This is a genomic window from Citrobacter sp. RHBSTW-00570, from assembly GCF_013739755.1.
Lineage (GTDB): Bacteria > Pseudomonadota > Gammaproteobacteria > Enterobacterales > Enterobacteriaceae > Citrobacter > Citrobacter braakii.
Map to the genome: position 1 here is coordinate 83,090 of NZ_CP056401.1, position 14,893 is coordinate 97,982.

Here is a 14,893-nt window from a genome sequence, read left to right on the forward strand (position 1 = left end):
AGAGGTTTATGACAGTTCGGATTGTATCGAATGCAGTCAATGCGCTGATTTCTGGCGCTGATGACAACGTGAAACGGCTCGTTCAGGAGATGTTGAGCTATGAAGTGGAGGCTGGTGACTGGAAAGGAACCAGCACGATGTTCAACTGGAGCAAAAACGCGTTCCCGGCTGGGTTTGCGAAGCCAGTTGCAGCCAACCTTCTGAAAGCTGGCATCAAATGCGTGCATGTGCGCAAGGAAAAAGCCCCCGCGCTTGGCAAGCCGAACCCGGTAGTTAACCCATTCCCGTATAACCCGGACTATGCGTATCAGGATCAGACTGTGGAAACACTGGTGCGAGAAGGGATGATGATTGCCCAGATTGCGACGGGTGGCGGTAAATCGAACGTAGCGTGTAAGGCAGCTGCTCGCATTGGTCGTATGACGCTGTTTTTAACCACGCGCTCGGTTCTGATGTTCCAGATGGCAGAGAACTTCCAGAAATCCATCGACTACCGCGCGGAGAATGGCGAGCCGTGGCTGAAAGGTCAGAAAGTTGGGGTGATTGGATCTGGTGAGTTCCAGGTCTCGCGCCATATCAACGTTGCCACGGTGCAGACCCTGGCCAGTTTTCTCGAAGAGCCACCGCGCGACGCATCACCGGAGAAAAAACAGTACCACCTGAAGCGCCGGGAACTGGTTAAGCGCTTTCTGTCCAGCGTTTCTCTGCTGATTCTGGAAGAGGCACACGAATCATCTGGTTCAAACTTCTACGATATCGCCCGGTTGTGCATCAATGCCGATTACCGTCTGGCGCTGACAGCTACGCCGTTCATGAAGGACTCGACCGAAGCAAATATGCGTCTCATGGCCGTTGCCGGTCGCATTGAGATAAAGGTAACGGAGAAATATTTGATCGATCGAGGTATTTTAGCGAAACCATACTTTCTATATCATAAAATCGCGTACACTCCAGACGAGGTGCGGATTAGGGCCGAACTTGCTTCGAAACACCTGAACTTTCGGGTTGGAATGAGTACGGCTTACCAGAAAGCCTATCAGTTAGGCATCGTTTACAATCTGGGCCGCAACGAGGCTATTGTGCGCGAAGCGTTAATGTACAAAAGTCACGGTCTGAACTGTATGACGCTGGTTCGTTTGAAGCGTCATGGTCAGATTTTGATGGAAATGATGAAGGAAAGCGGCCTGAAGGTCGATTTCATCTACGGAGAATCAAACCAGACTACCCGACAAGCAAAGCTCAACAGTCTGGCGGCAGGCAAGATAGATGTTCTGATTGGTTCAACCATTCTGGATGTTGGTGTCGACGTTCCAAGCGTAGGGGCGGTGATTCTGGGTGGTGGCGGCAAAGCCGAAGTTGAGATGCGCCAACGTGTTGGTCGCGGTCTTCGAGCCAAAAAGAATCAGGCTAACGTGTGCTTTATTACCGACTTTATCGACGTGAGCAACAAATATCTCATGTCGCATTCATATGAGCGGAAGCACATTATCGATACGACGCCTGGGTTTGCCGAGAGCGTTTTGCCGGTGGGTAGCACATTCGATTTCACTGTTTTGAATAGAGAGTAAGCATGAGCGAGAAACGCGCTATACACTGCCAGGTTCAGTTAACCGAAAAAGCAAACGACAAGCTGGAAACCTTTCAGAATCGACTGCGTGAACGCAATATTAAGCTGTCAAAGGCAGACATCATCAATCTGGTGCTGTCCAACATGACGATGGCTGATTTTGATAAGGCAGCTACGTCATTAGAGGCTTCTGCAAAGGCCCGTGAAAAGGTCATGAAGATTTACGAATCCTCTGGCATGACCAAAGAAGATCTGGCCGATATTCTCAAACGTCTCGATTAAGCATTAAGGGCGTCGCAAGACGCCTTGTTCGTTGAGTGATAAGGATTTAGTTCAAGCCATGAAACACGTTCTACTTCCACTGATTACCATCCCCGTTTTACTCCTGAGTGCATGTTCATCCCGCCCTGTGTCTGTAGCTGATGCAAAACCGGCTCCGCAGGCCAGAGTTTTCAAATACCAGACGTCTGCACCAACCACGCTGGTGGTTATGAGGGACAAAGGTATGATAGGTGCGGGCTGTGACGCATCCATCTTCATCAATGGTGAGACGGTTGCGAAACTTGAGACCGGTGAAAAAGCGACGTTCCATCTTGATGCCGGGCAATGGATTGTTGGCGCTTCACTGGAAGGCGCCGGGCTGTGCGCACTGAACCCTGCTCGTCAGGAACGCGAGACCTTCACCAAAGCTGGCGAGACGAAAGTCTTCCGGGTGTTCACCAGCAACGCAGGTGACATCGATATCCTACCAACGACACTGTGACGATATGACGAATATTACTGACATCACCTACGGGATTCCTGCAGAAGTCTGGCCGCGCGATTACACCAACGTGGAGAAGGCGCTGATGTTCTGGCGTAAGTCTCTCATTCCTGTAAGGGTCACGATGGAAGATGGTCAGGTGTTCTGCATGTACGTTCAGGGTCTCATGTCGTCGCGCAACAAAGTCGATCTTTGCCCTGCCCCGTTCGACAAAGAAAATCGTATAAGGCTCCCACTTGAGCGAATCAGTACGATTGAATCAGGTGTGACAGAAAGCATTGCGCACGATTTCACGGGTCGGACAACGGTACACCCAGACTATGTGGACAATCGGCCATCTCGCCGTGATTTCTTCAAAATTTGTCGCCAGGCTCATGAGATGCAGAAGTCTATAAGGGTCTACATGGCGGATGGCCGTGAAATTGAGGGTGTGTCTTCAGGCGTTGACGCTTGCCAGGTCACGCTCAACATGGGGGACGGTCGGAAGACAGTCGTCATGTTCGATTGGGTCGAACGGATTTTACCGTTTTAAATCTATAAGGGTAATAACCGGCTAAGTCCGGTTATTATTTTATGTGTCACTTCCCGTTATATTTATTTCCCCTAATCCCTATTCCACTTTAAATATATAAGGGTGAATGACCGAATAGGGAATTTATTTAGGCAACACCTTCGAGAAAACGCGATTTATTTCTAAGACTTTGATTTTTGTTGAAGAAAATTTTTTTTCGTTCCCGTGTAAAAAACTCTTGATTTTAATTTCTGTATATCGATAATTAGTCACATCGAAAGCGAACACGCTAACGATAAACAAATAACAAATTAAGTTATCAATATTACATAAGGATTAATATCATGTCTAACGTTGCTATCTCTAAAAAATCCATCATCGACGCTGCTGTAGTTATCGCTAATGAATTACAAGTTGCAGCCAATAATGCTACTCAGACTTATAACAATCATTATCAGAATGGTACGCACACAAAAGCAGATAAAGCTAACATGCTTGCAGCGACTACCAAACTTGCATACTTCACCAACAACGTTTTAAACGCTGTTAATGATGAGAAATTAGCTGGTGTCTTTTACTACGCGATTAAAGCAAGCAAACAAGCGCCAGAAGTGTTTTTCCGCGAAGCTATGACCAATAGCTATTCACTCGAAAAATTGGTTTATCTGGTTAAATCTATCAAGTCTGGTAAATGCGTTTATTCCGTCGCTGATATGTCCGGATCTCGCGTATTCGCATTAATCGAAATGATTAATGATGAATTAGAAACATTCACAAATGGCGCTGTTTTCGATTTGATGAATGAAGCGAAAAAAGCCAACGAAATTAAATTGGACGCTGGCTACACTCAAGCCAACCAGCTGATCAATCTTTGCGAGCGTCTCGGACTGGTCGAGAAGATCAAAGGAATGGGCGCAGCGAAAAACGGATCGCAACAATATCGCTTTATCAAGAATGATTTTTATAACTATCTGGCTGATGCTTTCAAAGCGTAATTAGATGGATATAGCGCCCACTATGGGCGCTAGTTTTAAGGATAAAAATCATGATTAGTTATGACCAGATCCGCGCGGAGTATCGCGCAAAATATCGCGCTTATAAACTTGAATTAATCGACGACTTAAAAGCGCAACGTGACAAATTAAATTTTACGTTTTCTGATTTGCTTAACAGCAAAAGAGACTGTAAACGCAAACGTGAATATTTGCGCTTGTCTGAAATGATCGGAAAACTACAAAACAGCATTTAAGCAATAGCGCCCATAGTGGGCGCTTTTTTCGTTTCAAGATCCGCACACCATAACGCGCCATTGTTGGCGCGTTTTTTATTGTCTGAAGTCAGCCAAAACAGACCCAAAATAAGCGCCATAAACGCGCCAATTTAACGCGTTTTTATGTGTGGTGGTACATGCCCATTACCCACAATAAAAAACACGTTATAGCGCGTTTTACAGCGTTTTAGCGCGTGGCTTATTTTTTCGTGTCGTGGGCGTGATCGTCTGGCGATATCTGGCGACGTGATCCGCGCTATCCTTCGGGACGTGTCGGCAATATTGGCATGATCCGTGGGCGCTCGCGTATCATTGGCACGTTGGCGTGACGTGTACGCGCTTGCAGTGGTTTACCCACGGATTCACATAATCACATAGCGAAAGCTATCTGGATGGCTCAGGGGCTGAAACCCCACCAGCGCTACCCCAGCGCCCCTGCGATATTTTCTGGCAGGATTCTGGGCTTCTCCCGCTCTGTTTTCTACATAAAGGCAAACCCAGCCGTTTCCCGAAAATTCCCTGGCCGTTTCCCTTCGGTTCCCCGGACAGCCCTCTGGCCGTTTCTGAATATCCCTGCGGCAGCTGGTGGACGAAAAGAAAGGGGCGTTTCCAGCCCCTCCCCTCTTACTTGCCAGCCAGGATGTGAATGCGGTTCTTTCCGTACACCTCTTTCACGTAGTCCCCGCACGAGATACTCCACGAGTCGATTCCTGCTTCATAGATGACGTTTTTGCACTTGATGGCGTTGTTGGCGATGCGCATTCCCTCCCCCACTGCTTCCTGTTCGCTGAAGTCGAACCCGGATTCTGTTTTAACCCATAGCGCGATCTGCGTGGCGAACTCGATGAGTTTTGACTGGCAGAAGCGACCGCTGCGTACCGGGAAGATGAATACGCCAAATCCCGAGGTGGAGACATACGCTTTCTCAAATACGCGCTTATGGCGACGGTTGCAGATAATGTCATTGGTGATCTGCTGTTTCTCTTTCCCGGACAGCTCGATGGCTACATTGTCACGCCAGGCGCCCAGCACGCTTTTCTCGTTATCAGAGAACGTCACAGAAATATGGCCATGCGCAGGGGTGTTAACAGTAGCGATAAAATTCATATCATCAATCCTTTAAACAACTTGTTTTCTTGTTGGTTTAATTATCGCTACGCGCATAAGGTGTCCAAGCGTTCTGTTCCGGCAGCTGGTGGCCGGCAGGGAGTCGGAGAGTTGTTCGGTAGCCTGGCGGCAAGAGGTGGGTGTTTTTAGCCTGCGGGAAACAGGATGGTCATTTAAGGCCACCAGCGTGGGTGGCCTCGTTCTCTTAGTGGAGCAAACCGACGTCGATGGTATCGCCGGAGCCATCCACGCGGATCATCAGCATGGCGAAGGCATTTAGTGGGTAGCCTGCGTGCCAGTCCGGGAAGCGGTCATCGCGCATGAAGTCGGCAATGTCATAAACGCTGTCCTCAAAGCGGAAGAAACGGGCATCACATTGTTCGTCCTGTTCAACGTGATCCATTTCCTGCTGCTCTTCCGGCGACAGGTCGAGCCAGGATTCCAGCCATACGTTTTCAGCTTTAGGGGAGATGGTGAAATCGGTCATGTGCATATCCTCCATGCGTAAACATCTTGTTTTCTTGTTGGTGTAATTATCGCAATGTGGATAAGGCAAAAAACATTTTGTTATCGGGAATAAGAAAATGGCGCGGGGTACGCGCCATTGGAGGGATTAAGCGAATACGCTTTCCGGGATGTAGTTTTCAACCGGTTCGTTGGACACGATGCGCAGACCGTATTGTCCAAGCCAGGTGTTGCTCGGGTTCAAGTAGGAGGTGTACAGCTCGTCTGCTTTCACCATCATCTTCTCAAACATCTCTTTGTTTACGCCGCGGAAATACGTTTCCAGTTTCAGCAGCATTGGTTCGGATGCGTTGCTGATGCTCTGGAAGCCTACGGTGTACACCCCATCCTCTTCTGTCCCGGTGCGGATCAGGGTGGTGGTGAGCACTTCAGTCCCGTTCGTGCTGTCACGCAGAATAGCGGTCAGTTTTGCAACTTTTCCGCCTGAGGTTGTTTCTGACGCATAGTACAAATCAAGAACCAGGTTTTCACGAATTACAGTCATTTTTGGTCTCCCTGTTGTTGACCTGATTATATTATTGTCGTAGGTAAGCACTTACAATACAGGTAAGCAAAAAAGCCCCGAAGGATGGACGGGGCTGTCGTAGGGACGACTAATCGCTTTTGCACATGTCAGGCTGTCGCCAGGAGAGAGGCACGCTGGATTTCTTGCTGGGCTACTTTGTTCGCTTCCAGTAGCGCCTGTTCCAGCTCTCCTTCCGGCCAGATGATCTGTTTTGCCATCCACCCTCTTCCACTCTGGCGACGCACACTCATTACGTAACGCGTGCGGGAACCATTGTCGAACGAGACCAGCGTCTCTTTGAACAGGCGAATAGCAGTGCCGTTGGCGATGATATCGAGCAGGGTCAGCTGGCTCATTACGGTTGGTTTTTCTTTACGTGGCTGGCCCGCGCTCAGTTTGGTGATCATCGCGTTTTTCATAATTCACTCCGTAAACAACTTGTTTTCTTGTTGGTGTAAATAATACCAGCGAGAAAACGGCTACAAAGCATAGCGTTACGGTGCTGCGCTGCCCCGGAGGTTGCAAACAGCAAAAAGCCACCGTGCTGGTGGTCTCACTCTTAATCTTCGTCGTCCGGGAACTCGATGTGTACCGCGTCCACCAGCTCCCGCTGTTCATCTTCACTGAGCAGATGCCAGATATCCTTCCCTTTGGGTGATTCCCCTTCAGCCGGGACGAACGACCACAACTTGCGGTACAACTCCGGCCCCACAGCATCCAGGCACTCAGCCAAGGAATCCTCGCTCCACACCTCAACCATCACAGGCATCTTAATCATCTCTTCACCCTCACTTCGTTTCTGACGTCGTGCAGTTCCACGCGACGGACATTGGGTTGTCCTCGATATGGAAATCAAACGTCCCTTCTCTATATCCTTCAGAGATGAGCGTCGCCACGCGACCAGCAACATCCTGGGAACGGATAACGTCATCGAGGGAGATCTCACACTCGGAGGACTCTTCCTCGCCACAGAGGGTGATGCTGATATTCAGATGCTTGTACATGTGTTTCTCCTTTGTCTAAACACGTTGTTTTCTTGTTGGTGTTATTATCGCAATAAGAAAACGGGGAAAAAGAATTCCTTAAAGGCTGATGTGCTTGTGCCGATTTATTGCTATGTATGTATCTGGCTAACTCAGAGGGAATGTGATGAGCACTAAAGACTACACAGACGGGTACTTCAGCATCGACGCCGAGAGAGGCGAGTTGCTACATGGCGGCATCACTGTCGGACGCGTCATTTTGGTTAACGGTCAGATTTACACAGAGCTGGACGATACCAGTTCAAGCGCACCTGTCGTCTCCGGCCCCTTCGGGACAAGAGAAGAGGCGCTCGATGATTTGTGGGACAACAGGGACGATGCGAATCAGGGCAGTGAGATTTTCGAATAAACGTCCTCGGCGATTTCACCACCAAAACCCGTAACCCTTTACACTAGATCTGGCTTCCCGATATGAGCGTGCGAAGCTGATCTGGTCTCAATGCTCAACTGCGGGATTCACCAATTCCCGCACTATTCAGGTGAATGAGGAAAAGGCATACTCCCGCAGCCGTCCCTCGCTCTGAACTGGGATGTACCCGTTTCCCGACCGGCAGCCAGCCTTTTCCCTGCGGCGATGCCCCCGTTCCTGAAAAGGAACATGGCCTTTTCCCTAGATGGCCCGAAGGCTGACCGAAGGGGTGGATAGGGACGTTACGGGGGATGAAAACTATGGCTTGAATTTCTACGGAGAAAGTAGCGATACCCCTCTTCCCCTTCCCACTTATACCTCCAGTTAAATCTCTACGGATTTTCTCTCCTGTGGACGTGTAAACCTTCCCCCTGATAACGCTCTATACGGCGAGTATTCCTTTGGGTGAAATGGGTGGTTTGTTCTCTCTACCGGCGTATGTGGTTTCGTTGTTCTTGAGGTGGTTCTTCTCTGTGTTTTCGTCTGGGTTGTTCTCGTCGTTTTGGTGAGTGTTCTTCTCCGTGTATAGAGTAATGGCATGTGCGCTTCTCTCTTCGTTTACGTGAAGAGATGGAAGTGTGGGTAATGGCAGTAGGGCGCTTTTGTTGTTCTCCGCATATGAAGTAATGGCGTTCCCTGCTATTCAGGAATTTGCGCTCCCTTTCGGGGTAATGGTGGGTAAACGAGATTGCGACGGTTCCTGTTCTGGTCTGGGTTTGTCCGGGGTTTCGTTCTGGCTGTTCTTCTCCGTGTATTGGGTAATGGCGTGTAGGGGTTTGCGTGCGCGAGCTGCGTTCTCGGTTGCCTGGGGAGATTAGGTGGGTGGTCTGTAGCCTGGGGCAAAGAGGTGGGTCTTTTCGGTAGCCTGACAGGAAGAGGTGGGTGTTTCCGGGATTGTGGGTAATGGCGTCTCTGGTTTTCCTGTGGGTGTGGTTAACTTGTTTTCTTGTGCCTGAAAACAACTTGTTTAGATGTCCAATATAACGCAACGGGAGCGCTTCTGAGCGTGTCTGTTTTTGGGTGGTATCACGAGTCGTTTTTGACGTTTTGGTCGCAGGGAGATGGATTCTGGTGCGTAGGATTTTGGGTATAAGAGATGGCTTGCGAAAACGTCAACTTTTTAGACCAAATCAAGGGAAAGCGTTGACTTTTCGTTGATGTGTTATTTATTTGTTTTCTTATGGGTGTAATTGGCTTAAATGCCTTGTCACGCCTGGGCTGGGGCAGGTTGGAGGGGTGGGGAAAGTGGCGATCAACGGACTCTTATAGAAATCCTCAATTTGTGACCGCCAATGTCAACGAGTTGCAGCCGCTAGTTGTTCAGATAGGCATCAGGAACGCGGACATAAAAGTTTCTGTCGCCGGTCAGTTCCAGAGTAACGTTAATGTCATTGCCGTTATCCAGCGTAGCCGTCGCTTTATAGAACTTGTCCGTCACCTTGTCCTGAATTGTCACCTTCATACATTTCGGCGCTGTGGTTCCGTTATTCTCTTTCAGAATGGTCGTTACGAGAGGACAAGCCGCTTCTTCAAGAGCAACCTCTTCCTGGTGCGGGATGCCGATAAAGATGATGCAAGCCAGCGAAGCGACAATGACGATAAACGGAATCCGACTCCCTTTTGTGATGGTCGCACGCTTCCAGAGATAGACCGGCAGGAAGAGTACGCCCCACAAAATGGCCGGTGGTTCATAGCCTGCTTCTGAGAGTGCCATTCTGTCGGCCACCAGCAAACCGATGACGGCAACACCGCCAATGACCATTGCGTAATTGAAGTACTCGTCTGGCGGTACGCCAAAGAAGAGAGGCAGGAACGCTAATATCCACGCATAAATATTTTTCAGAGGTTTTGTTTGTTGGTTCTGGGTTTCCATCACATCCATTCCATCAGATTAAAACAGTGGTCATATGTTACCAATTTTCCTCGCTTATATAACCTGATTACTCAACGGGTGGGCGATCACCAATCCCATGCAGGCAGCCCATCCACCATCTCGGCGTCGCAATCGAAGTGAACCGCGTCATAGCCGGCATCCAGTACCTTCTGAATGTTCTCGATGGTTTGCCATGTGACGCCGTAATCACGTAGCTCTTCTTTCCAGTCGTTGCCACGCATACCTGCGCGGACAATCCATCCGTACTCCGTGCCGTGTACCCAATTCAGTCCACGATCTGTTAGTGGGTCGAAACAGATATTAGGCAGACACTCAGAGTCATGCTGTGTAACGTGGGCGGTGCTGATCACCGCCGTCTTATACGATTCGGTGATTTTCAGCATCATGCCTTCTCCTTTGGAAACAGAATGTCGGCCGTGTCAGAAATGACATCCCAATTCACACCGACGCTGGCGTCATGGCACTCTTTGATTTTTCGCAAAACCTGAACGCACTGTTTGTCAGTCAGATCTGGTCGCACTTCACCTACATCTTCCTTGTGCCACATTACCATCAGCAGCGGCTCGTCTTCTGGGTAGTTCTCCAGCTTTTCGATGATGTCTTTTGCGGTTCCGAACATGATTAACTCCTTAAACAACTTGTTTTCTTGTTGGCGTTATTATCTAAAATAACAAAAGGCAGAAAACAAGATGTTTAAGGGATGATTAGGTGAGTTTGAAGTCGTCCGCATCGTCGACGAACTCCATAAATCTGGCCTCCACGCTTGAGTGCGTTATCAGAAACTCAAGACCCCTTCCAAGCGAGGTTGGTTCTTCCAGCAAAAACTCGAACCCATCTTCATGAGTCCTGCCTAACCAGTATCCGCCGCCATACTCCTTCAATCGTTGAAAGAAAACGTACTGCCCCGGTTTGAAATTTTGAAGAGTCTCGCCCCTATAAACGATCTGATAGTTTGAGTCTTTGAGTCCCATTTTTTCGCCCTCAATACTGTATATACAAACAGTAGTATTTATTACTATACCGGTCAACTTTGCGGGTTAAGGGAATAACAAGGTGGTGAAAACAATTTGTTTCGGCACTTGAGATTTTGCAAACCGCACATACATGAAAAGCGGCAATTTTTGAAACCTGATTTGACCCAAGTGAAAGGAGGAAACGATGAAGACCTATGATCGCAACCGTAACGCTATCACTACCGGCAGCCGAGTGATGGTGGCAACGAATGGTGCAACGGGAGTCATCAAGGAAATCTGCGGAGAAGGCAAATCAGAAGAACAATTACGCCGTTCTGACTGCGTGTCTATCGAAGGTGTGGAGGGTCTGTTCTGCCCAATGGATTTAGTTCGCCTGGGATTCCATTAATTTAATAATCTAGAAAACAAATTGTTTAAGGCCACTACTGTGGCCTTCATTTACTCTGCGATAAGCGATCCAATCATCGCCTGTAGCTCTCGTTCTTTTTCTTTGGCTACACGGAGTAATTCGGCATTTACATGACGTTGCAGCTTATCCATTACGCGGAACGACGGACGGCGCATGACGCTCTCGTCGATGGCTTTGGTATTCAAGCTAATAAGATGCCCGAAGTGGTTGAAGCCAGCCCCGACGAACACTTCATATAGCTGGGCATCGCGCTCAAACAGAGCGATCCCATTTCGCACCTCAAGCAGCGTTCCTTCCTCAATAAGCGTATCCAGCGCCTTATCCCAGACCGGACAAAAGCGATAATTGAAACCTTCCAGTAATGCTGTAAAAAACAGCGAAACGGCATTACCCAACTTCATAGTTACTCTTCCTTACTCCTTGCTCTGTTAGCCTGCACTTCCTTAGCCAGCTCGTAGGTAATTTTGCACGGCACAATCATCGCCCAGCCTTTTTCGTGGCTGTTAATCACCTGCTGAACATGGCCGTCTGTAATGGGCAGATCCGGCAACTGTTTAAAAACTTCCATCTGCTCATGGATATGCAGAAACCACCTTGCCAGCTCCATCTGCTCACCGCGGGTGAGGGGATTATCCAGCGGGGACTTAACAAAAGCGGAGACGCGCTCGACAGGCAGATCATTCATGCCGCGCACCTCTCTGCTTTATCCTGCAATTCGCGGACATACTCGACCAAAGAGCCGCCTGGTGGGACCTGGCATTCCTCAACTAACTGGAAGTAGATGTCTGCGGCCGCGCGTGTGTTCGAGCCTTTGTTTAGCTGCTCTTCGCGCAGCGCATCACGTTCGTTGATCAAACGAACACACTCGCCGTTACGCTGATCAACAACGGCCTCAAGTTCAGCGATACGTTCGCCTGGCGTCTTGCCTTCTTTGCGCTGGATGGTGACGGTAAACTCGCCCATTTCAGGAACGTTGTATCCCAGCTCCAGGTAATTTCTGGCGCCGCTGCGGACGAACTCACCTGCGAACATGGTGGCGAACATCGCAGAGGCCATCTCTCCTTTGAAAAGCGACTCCAGAGCTAACGGAGTGCCGGCAGACAGAGCCTCTTTTGCTGTGTCCATTGCGTCCATGAACCGGTCGAACTCATTGGCGCGTTTCTCAAGGTCTCTCCACTGCTGGCTCCAACGGCGTGCCAGATGTTCGATAAAAACCTGCGCCGATTCATCAAAGTTACCTTCGAACGTCACAAGCTCCTTGTCGATTTTGATGGTTCCGGCAGGCGTTCCTTCGTTCCCCTGTAGCACTAAATTAAATGGCAGCTTCGCCTGATTAACGCTGGCGAATGTAATTCTCGATTTTTCGCTCATGTGTTCACCTCTGATAAAGTGGCTCTATTCTTACATAAATTAGGTAAGTATTTACCTATCATTTTACGCGTTTGAAAACGTATACGCTTACAGTGATTCCGGTGTCTTCAAACTCGTCAGTAAACGACTTCCCTTTGGCATAAACGTAATTATCCAGCGTCATCCAGTTCAGAGCTGGCGCATCACCCGGCAGTACTGCCACCAGTCGCCCGCCGACTTTAAGATGCTCCAGCGCGGTCAGCGTATGCTCTCTGTGACGGCCAAGAGAGTAGGGCGGGTTCATGACGATTTTGTCGAACTGATAGCCTGCGTTGTCCTCAGACCACTTCATGAAGTCGCAGCAGACCGTATTTGTGTACCCCTTGCCAATCAGGATATCAGCGAAGAGAGGTGCGACTTCTATGCAGGTAACGTCTTCCGGATTGGCGTCGATGCAGGCCAACAGATCTCCGCGCCCGGCTTCAGGCTCCAGCAGCTTCTCACCTGACTTCAGCTCGATGGCTCTGGCAACGTACTCCGCTATCAAACGCGGGGTAGGGTAGAACTGGTGTGATTTTGTATCCGGTATTAAGCCAGTGGCCACAATCGTATTTAGCGTATGACCGATCTCATACGGGAACTGCCAGTGCTTTTTCTCCTGCACACCGCCAATGAAGTTCAGTGTGCGCTCAAGCTCTTCCACCTGTGACTTCTGTAGGTTGGAATCAGAGAAGTACCAGACGCCTTTGTCTTTGCTGAATCGCCCGTCGCGCAGCGCGGTACGAACCGGCTCGGAGATCGTCTTCTGGATTAACCCGAACTCTTTTGGTGCCGGTGTTTTGGGTGCAGTACGGCATGGCGCCGGGATTGCTGCAGGCATACTGTAAGCCAGCACCTCATTCAGCTTCCAGGCCACGTCAGGATGTATTTCAAAGTGAACGTTGCCGTTCTTGAACATCTTCACGCGCATCAGGTTTCCGTCGACATTCATCCAGTCACCGGTCTGGCAGTCGTTTGCCCGGTACGCAGCTGATAGCATCTCAGTTGTGCGGTTGATGGTGATGAACTCTTTGTGCGCGAAGAAATGAAGCATGACGCGCAGGTCGTCGATGTAGTCCTCTTTCCGGTAGTTCACGCTCACGCTGTCCCGCCAGAACTCGGAAATGAAGTTGGCGATGATCAGACGCTCGCTAAAGCCGTTCGTCTTATTGGTCTTGTGGGCAGGACTCAGCGCCTTAAACAAGCCATACACGCGCTCAGAGAGATATTTGTGCCTGTCATTCAGCAGATTGAGCATCGTGGGGATGACCGTTTCTGCTTTGAACTCCGGCACGCCAACGAACTCCTTAACCTTCATCTGGTAGCCGGTTCTGTCAGTCCTGATGGTTTCCTGTTTGCCTTCGATGAACTGCTCACGCCACTCGTCGCGGCGGGAAGCTGGCATGATCAGCAGAACGTTTGTCATATCCGTGACCTTCTTCCAGTACTCGGCCCAGATATTCTGTTTCACCCATTCAAGGTCGACCTTGTCCAGCCAGGCTCTGTTAAAGCGTGTGCGCTCGTCATCCGGCCGGTGGTTGAGTCGCAGTAGGCGGTTAATCATGTTGTGGCGTTCGTCGCCATAAATGAAGTCGTGAACCTGATGCATGAATGCGATCTCTTTCTCGCACTCGGCCACAATTTCGTGGATGACGTTCATTTCCTGCCGGTAGTCGATATCAGTGTTTGGGGTGATAGCGTCAATGATAGAAAGAGCTGTATTCATGATTGCACCATTAAACAAATTGTTTTCTTGTTGGTGTTATTTTCCCAAACTAGAAAAGGCGTAAAAGCAGCATTCACAGGCGTTGCAGCTGATTTAAGGCGTAAAAATGGGGGGCTTTCGCCCCCTGTCGGCAGGTGAGAAATTAGTGGTGTACGTGCTGCGTTTTGTGCGGCTGTTTGTTCAGGTCGTGGCGATGCGTAAGCTCGCGCATCATGTCTTCAAGACGACTCTTGGTGTCGTCAAGCTGGTCGGCCATTGCCCCCAGCAGCTGGCGAACGGCCATCGGATCGTCGCTGTTCAGCTCAGGCATTTTGAACCCAGACTGTGAAGACATCAGTTTGAAAGCGGCCAGCAACATCGCCAGAGAAGACTTCAACCCGGCGATTTCACGATCTTTGCTGGCGTTGGTTTCATCTGCCTTGACTGAATCCGGTGAGCACTTCGGCTTGCTTACCATTTCCAGAGTTGCCTGAAGTTTGTCGGCGCGTTCTTTCTCTTCCAGATACGCTTCGCCGAAATGACGCGCCAGCATCACAATTTCAATAGGATCATCAATCATGCTAGAGAACTTGAGAGCGCTGAAAAGGCGGTCGATAGGGGAGGCGTAGTCTTCGTGACCAACCACAAGACCCATGATCTCAACCAGTTCGGCCGCACCAACTTTTTTAATCACGCTTTCAACTTTGGCATTAGTTTTTTTGCATTTTTCGCACATGTGTTTTTTCCTTATGTTTTTAAACAAGTTGTTTTCTAGATGGCGTTATTATGGCGTGACTGAAAAGGTGGGCAAACGCTACGTAA

24 protein-coding genes are annotated in these 14,893 nt (G+C 49.4%); 8 read left to right on the plus strand and 16 right to left on the minus strand.

Annotated elements, in window-relative coordinates; genetic code table 11:
- Positions 1 to 8 precede the first annotated feature (8 nt).
- From HV237_RS25555 to HV237_RS25580, 6 genes are all read left to right on the plus strand, one after another.
- The gene (locus HV237_RS25555; protein WP_181541873.1) at positions 9 to 1,568 is read left to right on the plus strand and encodes a DEAD/DEAH box helicase; all 1,560 of its coding nucleotides are present in this window, start codon (positions 9 to 11) and stop codon (positions 1,566 to 1,568) included.
- A gap of 2 nt (positions 1,569 to 1,570) precedes the next feature.
- Positions 1,571 to 1,849 carry a hypothetical protein gene (locus tag HV237_RS25560; protein WP_001291547.1) on the plus strand — a complete coding sequence of 93 codons (279 nt, stop codon included), beginning with the start codon at positions 1,571 to 1,573 and terminating at the stop codon, positions 1,847 to 1,849.
- A 58-nt stretch (positions 1,850 to 1,907) separates the two neighbouring features.
- A complete protein-coding gene (locus HV237_RS25565; protein WP_131405970.1) occupies positions 1,908 to 2,330 on the plus strand; it encodes a hypothetical protein in 423 nt (140 codons plus the stop codon).
- A gap of 4 nt (positions 2,331 to 2,334) precedes the next feature.
- Positions 2,335 to 2,862 carry a transcriptional regulator gene (locus HV237_RS25570; protein WP_131405971.1) on the plus strand — a complete coding sequence of 176 codons (528 nt, stop codon included), beginning with the start codon at positions 2,335 to 2,337 and terminating at the stop codon, positions 2,860 to 2,862.
- Positions 2,863 to 3,185: 323 nt separating this feature from the next.
- Positions 3,186 to 3,836: a hypothetical protein gene (locus tag HV237_RS25575; protein WP_000072873.1), complete on the plus strand. Its 651-nt coding sequence runs from the start codon at positions 3,186 to 3,188 to the stop codon at positions 3,834 to 3,836.
- A 50-nt stretch (positions 3,837 to 3,886) separates the two neighbouring features.
- A complete protein-coding gene (locus tag HV237_RS25580) occupies positions 3,887 to 4,090 on the plus strand; it encodes a hypothetical protein (RefSeq protein ID WP_016051712.1) in 204 nt (67 codons plus the stop codon).
- Here HV237_RS25580 and HV237_RS26320 read toward each other — a convergent pair.
- The 7 genes from HV237_RS26320 to HV237_RS25610 form a co-directional block, all read right to left on the minus strand.
- Positions 4,087 to 4,209, minus strand: a complete 123-nt coding sequence (locus tag HV237_RS26320; protein ID WP_256435245.1) for a hypothetical protein — start codon at positions 4,207 to 4,209, stop codon at positions 4,087 to 4,089. The two genes, HV237_RS25580 and HV237_RS26320, sit on opposite strands and share 4 nt — an antisense overlap.
- Before the next feature lie 526 nt (positions 4,210 to 4,735).
- The gene (locus HV237_RS25585) at positions 4,736 to 5,218 is read right to left on the minus strand and encodes a hypothetical protein (RefSeq protein WP_130715053.1); all 483 of its coding nucleotides are present in this window, start codon (positions 5,216 to 5,218) and stop codon (positions 4,736 to 4,738) included.
- A gap of 205 nt (positions 5,219 to 5,423) precedes the next feature.
- Positions 5,424 to 5,705 carry a hypothetical protein gene (locus tag HV237_RS25590; protein ID WP_023180884.1) on the minus strand — a complete coding sequence of 94 codons (282 nt, stop codon included), beginning with the start codon at positions 5,703 to 5,705 and terminating at the stop codon, positions 5,424 to 5,426.
- A 126-nt stretch (positions 5,706 to 5,831) separates the two neighbouring features.
- A complete protein-coding gene (locus tag HV237_RS25595) occupies positions 5,832 to 6,227 on the minus strand; it encodes a hypothetical protein (RefSeq protein WP_130715055.1) in 396 nt (131 codons plus the stop codon).
- Positions 6,228 to 6,355: 128 nt separating this feature from the next.
- Positions 6,356 to 6,667, minus strand: a complete 312-nt coding sequence (locus tag HV237_RS25600; RefSeq protein ID WP_006812530.1) for a hypothetical protein — start codon at positions 6,665 to 6,667, stop codon at positions 6,356 to 6,358.
- Positions 6,668 to 6,807: 140 nt separating this feature from the next.
- The gene (locus tag HV237_RS25605) at positions 6,808 to 7,023 is read right to left on the minus strand and encodes a hypothetical protein (RefSeq protein WP_165501443.1); all 216 of its coding nucleotides are present in this window, start codon (positions 7,021 to 7,023) and stop codon (positions 6,808 to 6,810) included.
- Positions 7,024 to 7,036: 13 nt separating this feature from the next.
- Entirely contained in the window at positions 7,037 to 7,252 is a 216-nt protein-coding gene (locus tag HV237_RS25610) for a hypothetical protein (protein WP_023180886.1), read from the minus strand.
- Between the two features lie 145 nt (positions 7,253 to 7,397).
- Here HV237_RS25610 and HV237_RS25620 point away from each other — a divergent pair, with 145 nt between their 5' ends.
- Positions 7,398 to 7,640 carry a hypothetical protein gene (locus HV237_RS25620; protein ID WP_165501436.1) on the plus strand — a complete coding sequence of 81 codons (243 nt, stop codon included), beginning with the start codon at positions 7,398 to 7,400 and terminating at the stop codon, positions 7,638 to 7,640.
- Between the two features lie 1,372 nt (positions 7,641 to 9,012).
- Here HV237_RS25620 and HV237_RS25625 read toward each other — a convergent pair.
- The 4 genes from HV237_RS25625 to HV237_RS25640 all read right to left on the minus strand — a co-directional run bounded on the left by HV237_RS25625 (position 9,013) and on the right by HV237_RS25640 (position 10,565).
- Entirely contained in the window at positions 9,013 to 9,573 is a 561-nt protein-coding gene (locus HV237_RS25625; protein WP_071684153.1) for a hypothetical protein, read from the minus strand.
- A gap of 86 nt (positions 9,574 to 9,659) precedes the next feature.
- Positions 9,660 to 9,980, minus strand: a complete 321-nt coding sequence (locus tag HV237_RS25630; protein ID WP_165501437.1) for a hypothetical protein — start codon at positions 9,978 to 9,980, stop codon at positions 9,660 to 9,662.
- Complete coding sequence (locus HV237_RS25635) at positions 9,977 to 10,213, minus strand: DUF1380 domain-containing protein (RefSeq protein ID WP_130715059.1); 237 nt, start codon at positions 10,211 to 10,213, stop codon at positions 9,977 to 9,979. Before HV237_RS25635 ends, HV237_RS25630 begins: the two co-directional genes overlap by 4 nt.
- A gap of 85 nt (positions 10,214 to 10,298) precedes the next feature.
- Positions 10,299 to 10,565: a hypothetical protein gene (locus HV237_RS25640; protein WP_024144955.1), complete on the minus strand. Its 267-nt coding sequence runs from the start codon at positions 10,563 to 10,565 to the stop codon at positions 10,299 to 10,301.
- Positions 10,566 to 10,752: 187 nt separating this feature from the next.
- Between HV237_RS25640 and ydfZ the strand changes: the two genes are divergently transcribed.
- On the plus strand, positions 10,753 to 10,956 hold the full coding sequence (gene ydfZ / locus HV237_RS25645; RefSeq protein ID WP_006812537.1) for a putative selenium delivery protein YdfZ: 204 nt from the start codon (positions 10,753 to 10,755) through the stop codon (positions 10,954 to 10,956).
- 50 nt (positions 10,957 to 11,006) lie between these two features.
- On the opposite strand, the gene HV237_RS25650 is transcribed toward ydfZ, so the two are convergent.
- The 5 genes from HV237_RS25650 to HV237_RS25670 form a co-directional block, all read right to left on the minus strand.
- Complete coding sequence (locus tag HV237_RS25650; protein ID WP_000766011.1) at positions 11,007 to 11,378, minus strand: hypothetical protein; 372 nt, start codon at positions 11,376 to 11,378, stop codon at positions 11,007 to 11,009.
- A 2-nt stretch (positions 11,379 to 11,380) separates the two neighbouring features.
- Positions 11,381 to 11,662: a hypothetical protein gene (locus tag HV237_RS25655; protein WP_023315997.1), complete on the minus strand. Its 282-nt coding sequence runs from the start codon at positions 11,660 to 11,662 to the stop codon at positions 11,381 to 11,383.
- Positions 11,659 to 12,348: a hypothetical protein gene (locus HV237_RS25660; protein ID WP_130715060.1), complete on the minus strand. Its 690-nt coding sequence runs from the start codon at positions 12,346 to 12,348 to the stop codon at positions 11,659 to 11,661. The genes HV237_RS25655 and HV237_RS25660 overlap by 4 nt, the downstream gene beginning before the upstream one ends.
- Before the next feature lie 58 nt (positions 12,349 to 12,406).
- A complete protein-coding gene (locus HV237_RS25665; RefSeq protein WP_165501438.1) occupies positions 12,407 to 14,092 on the minus strand; it encodes a DUF4942 domain-containing protein in 1,686 nt (561 codons plus the stop codon).
- Positions 14,093 to 14,234: 142 nt separating this feature from the next.
- The gene (locus HV237_RS25670; protein ID WP_071692168.1) at positions 14,235 to 14,807 is read right to left on the minus strand and encodes a hypothetical protein; all 573 of its coding nucleotides are present in this window, start codon (positions 14,805 to 14,807) and stop codon (positions 14,235 to 14,237) included.
- Between the last annotated feature and the right edge of the window lie 86 nt (positions 14,808 to 14,893).

What these genes read in the sequence shown, in the direction of transcription:
- HV237_RS25555 (WP_181541873.1), top strand. Translation starts at nt 9, where the DNA reads ATGACAGTTCGGATTGTATCGAATGCAGTCAATGCGCTGATTTCTGGC.
- HV237_RS25560 (WP_001291547.1), top strand. Translation starts at nt 1,571, where the DNA reads ATGAGCGAGAAACGCGCTATACACTGCCAGGTTCAGTTAACCGAAAAA.
- HV237_RS25565 (WP_131405970.1), top strand. Translation starts at nt 1,908, where the DNA reads ATGAAACACGTTCTACTTCCACTGATTACCATCCCCGTTTTACTCCTG.
- HV237_RS25570 (WP_131405971.1), top strand. Translation starts at nt 2,335, where the DNA reads ATGACGAATATTACTGACATCACCTACGGGATTCCTGCAGAAGTCTGG.
- HV237_RS25575 (WP_000072873.1), top strand. Translation starts at nt 3,186, where the DNA reads ATGTCTAACGTTGCTATCTCTAAAAAATCCATCATCGACGCTGCTGTA.
- HV237_RS25580 (WP_016051712.1), top strand. Translation starts at nt 3,887, where the DNA reads ATGATTAGTTATGACCAGATCCGCGCGGAGTATCGCGCAAAATATCGC.
- HV237_RS26320 (WP_256435245.1), bottom strand. Translation starts at nt 4,209, where the DNA reads ATGGCGCTTATTTTGGGTCTGTTTTGGCTGACTTCAGACAATAAAAAA.
- HV237_RS25585 (WP_130715053.1), bottom strand. Translation starts at nt 5,218, where the DNA reads ATGAATTTTATCGCTACTGTTAACACCCCTGCGCATGGCCATATTTCT.
- HV237_RS25590 (WP_023180884.1), bottom strand. Translation starts at nt 5,705, where the DNA reads ATGACCGATTTCACCATCTCCCCTAAAGCTGAAAACGTATGGCTGGAA.
- HV237_RS25595 (WP_130715055.1), bottom strand. Translation starts at nt 6,227, where the DNA reads ATGACTGTAATTCGTGAAAACCTGGTTCTTGATTTGTACTATGCGTCA.
- HV237_RS25600 (WP_006812530.1), bottom strand. Translation starts at nt 6,667, where the DNA reads ATGAAAAACGCGATGATCACCAAACTGAGCGCGGGCCAGCCACGTAAA.
- HV237_RS25610 (WP_023180886.1), bottom strand. Translation starts at nt 7,252, where the DNA reads ATGTACAAGCATCTGAATATCAGCATCACCCTCTGTGGCGAGGAAGAG.
- HV237_RS25620 (WP_165501436.1), top strand. Translation starts at nt 7,398, where the DNA reads ATGAGCACTAAAGACTACACAGACGGGTACTTCAGCATCGACGCCGAG.
- HV237_RS25625 (WP_071684153.1), bottom strand. Translation starts at nt 9,573, where the DNA reads ATGGAAACCCAGAACCAACAAACAAAACCTCTGAAAAATATTTATGCG.
- HV237_RS25630 (WP_165501437.1), bottom strand. Translation starts at nt 9,980, where the DNA reads ATGATGCTGAAAATCACCGAATCGTATAAGACGGCGGTGATCAGCACC.
- HV237_RS25635 (WP_130715059.1), bottom strand. Translation starts at nt 10,213, where the DNA reads ATGTTCGGAACCGCAAAAGACATCATCGAAAAGCTGGAGAACTACCCA.
- HV237_RS25640 (WP_024144955.1), bottom strand. Translation starts at nt 10,565, where the DNA reads ATGGGACTCAAAGACTCAAACTATCAGATCGTTTATAGGGGCGAGACT.
- ydfZ (WP_006812537.1), top strand. Translation starts at nt 10,753, where the DNA reads ATGAAGACCTATGATCGCAACCGTAACGCTATCACTACCGGCAGCCGA.
- HV237_RS25650 (WP_000766011.1), bottom strand. Translation starts at nt 11,378, where the DNA reads ATGAAGTTGGGTAATGCCGTTTCGCTGTTTTTTACAGCATTACTGGAA.
- HV237_RS25655 (WP_023315997.1), bottom strand. Translation starts at nt 11,662, where the DNA reads ATGAATGATCTGCCTGTCGAGCGCGTCTCCGCTTTTGTTAAGTCCCCG.
- HV237_RS25660 (WP_130715060.1), bottom strand. Translation starts at nt 12,348, where the DNA reads ATGAGCGAAAAATCGAGAATTACATTCGCCAGCGTTAATCAGGCGAAG.
- HV237_RS25665 (WP_165501438.1), bottom strand. Translation starts at nt 14,092, where the DNA reads ATGAATACAGCTCTTTCTATCATTGACGCTATCACCCCAAACACTGAT.
- HV237_RS25670 (WP_071692168.1), bottom strand. Translation starts at nt 14,807, where the DNA reads ATGTGCGAAAAATGCAAAAAAACTAATGCCAAAGTTGAAAGCGTGATT.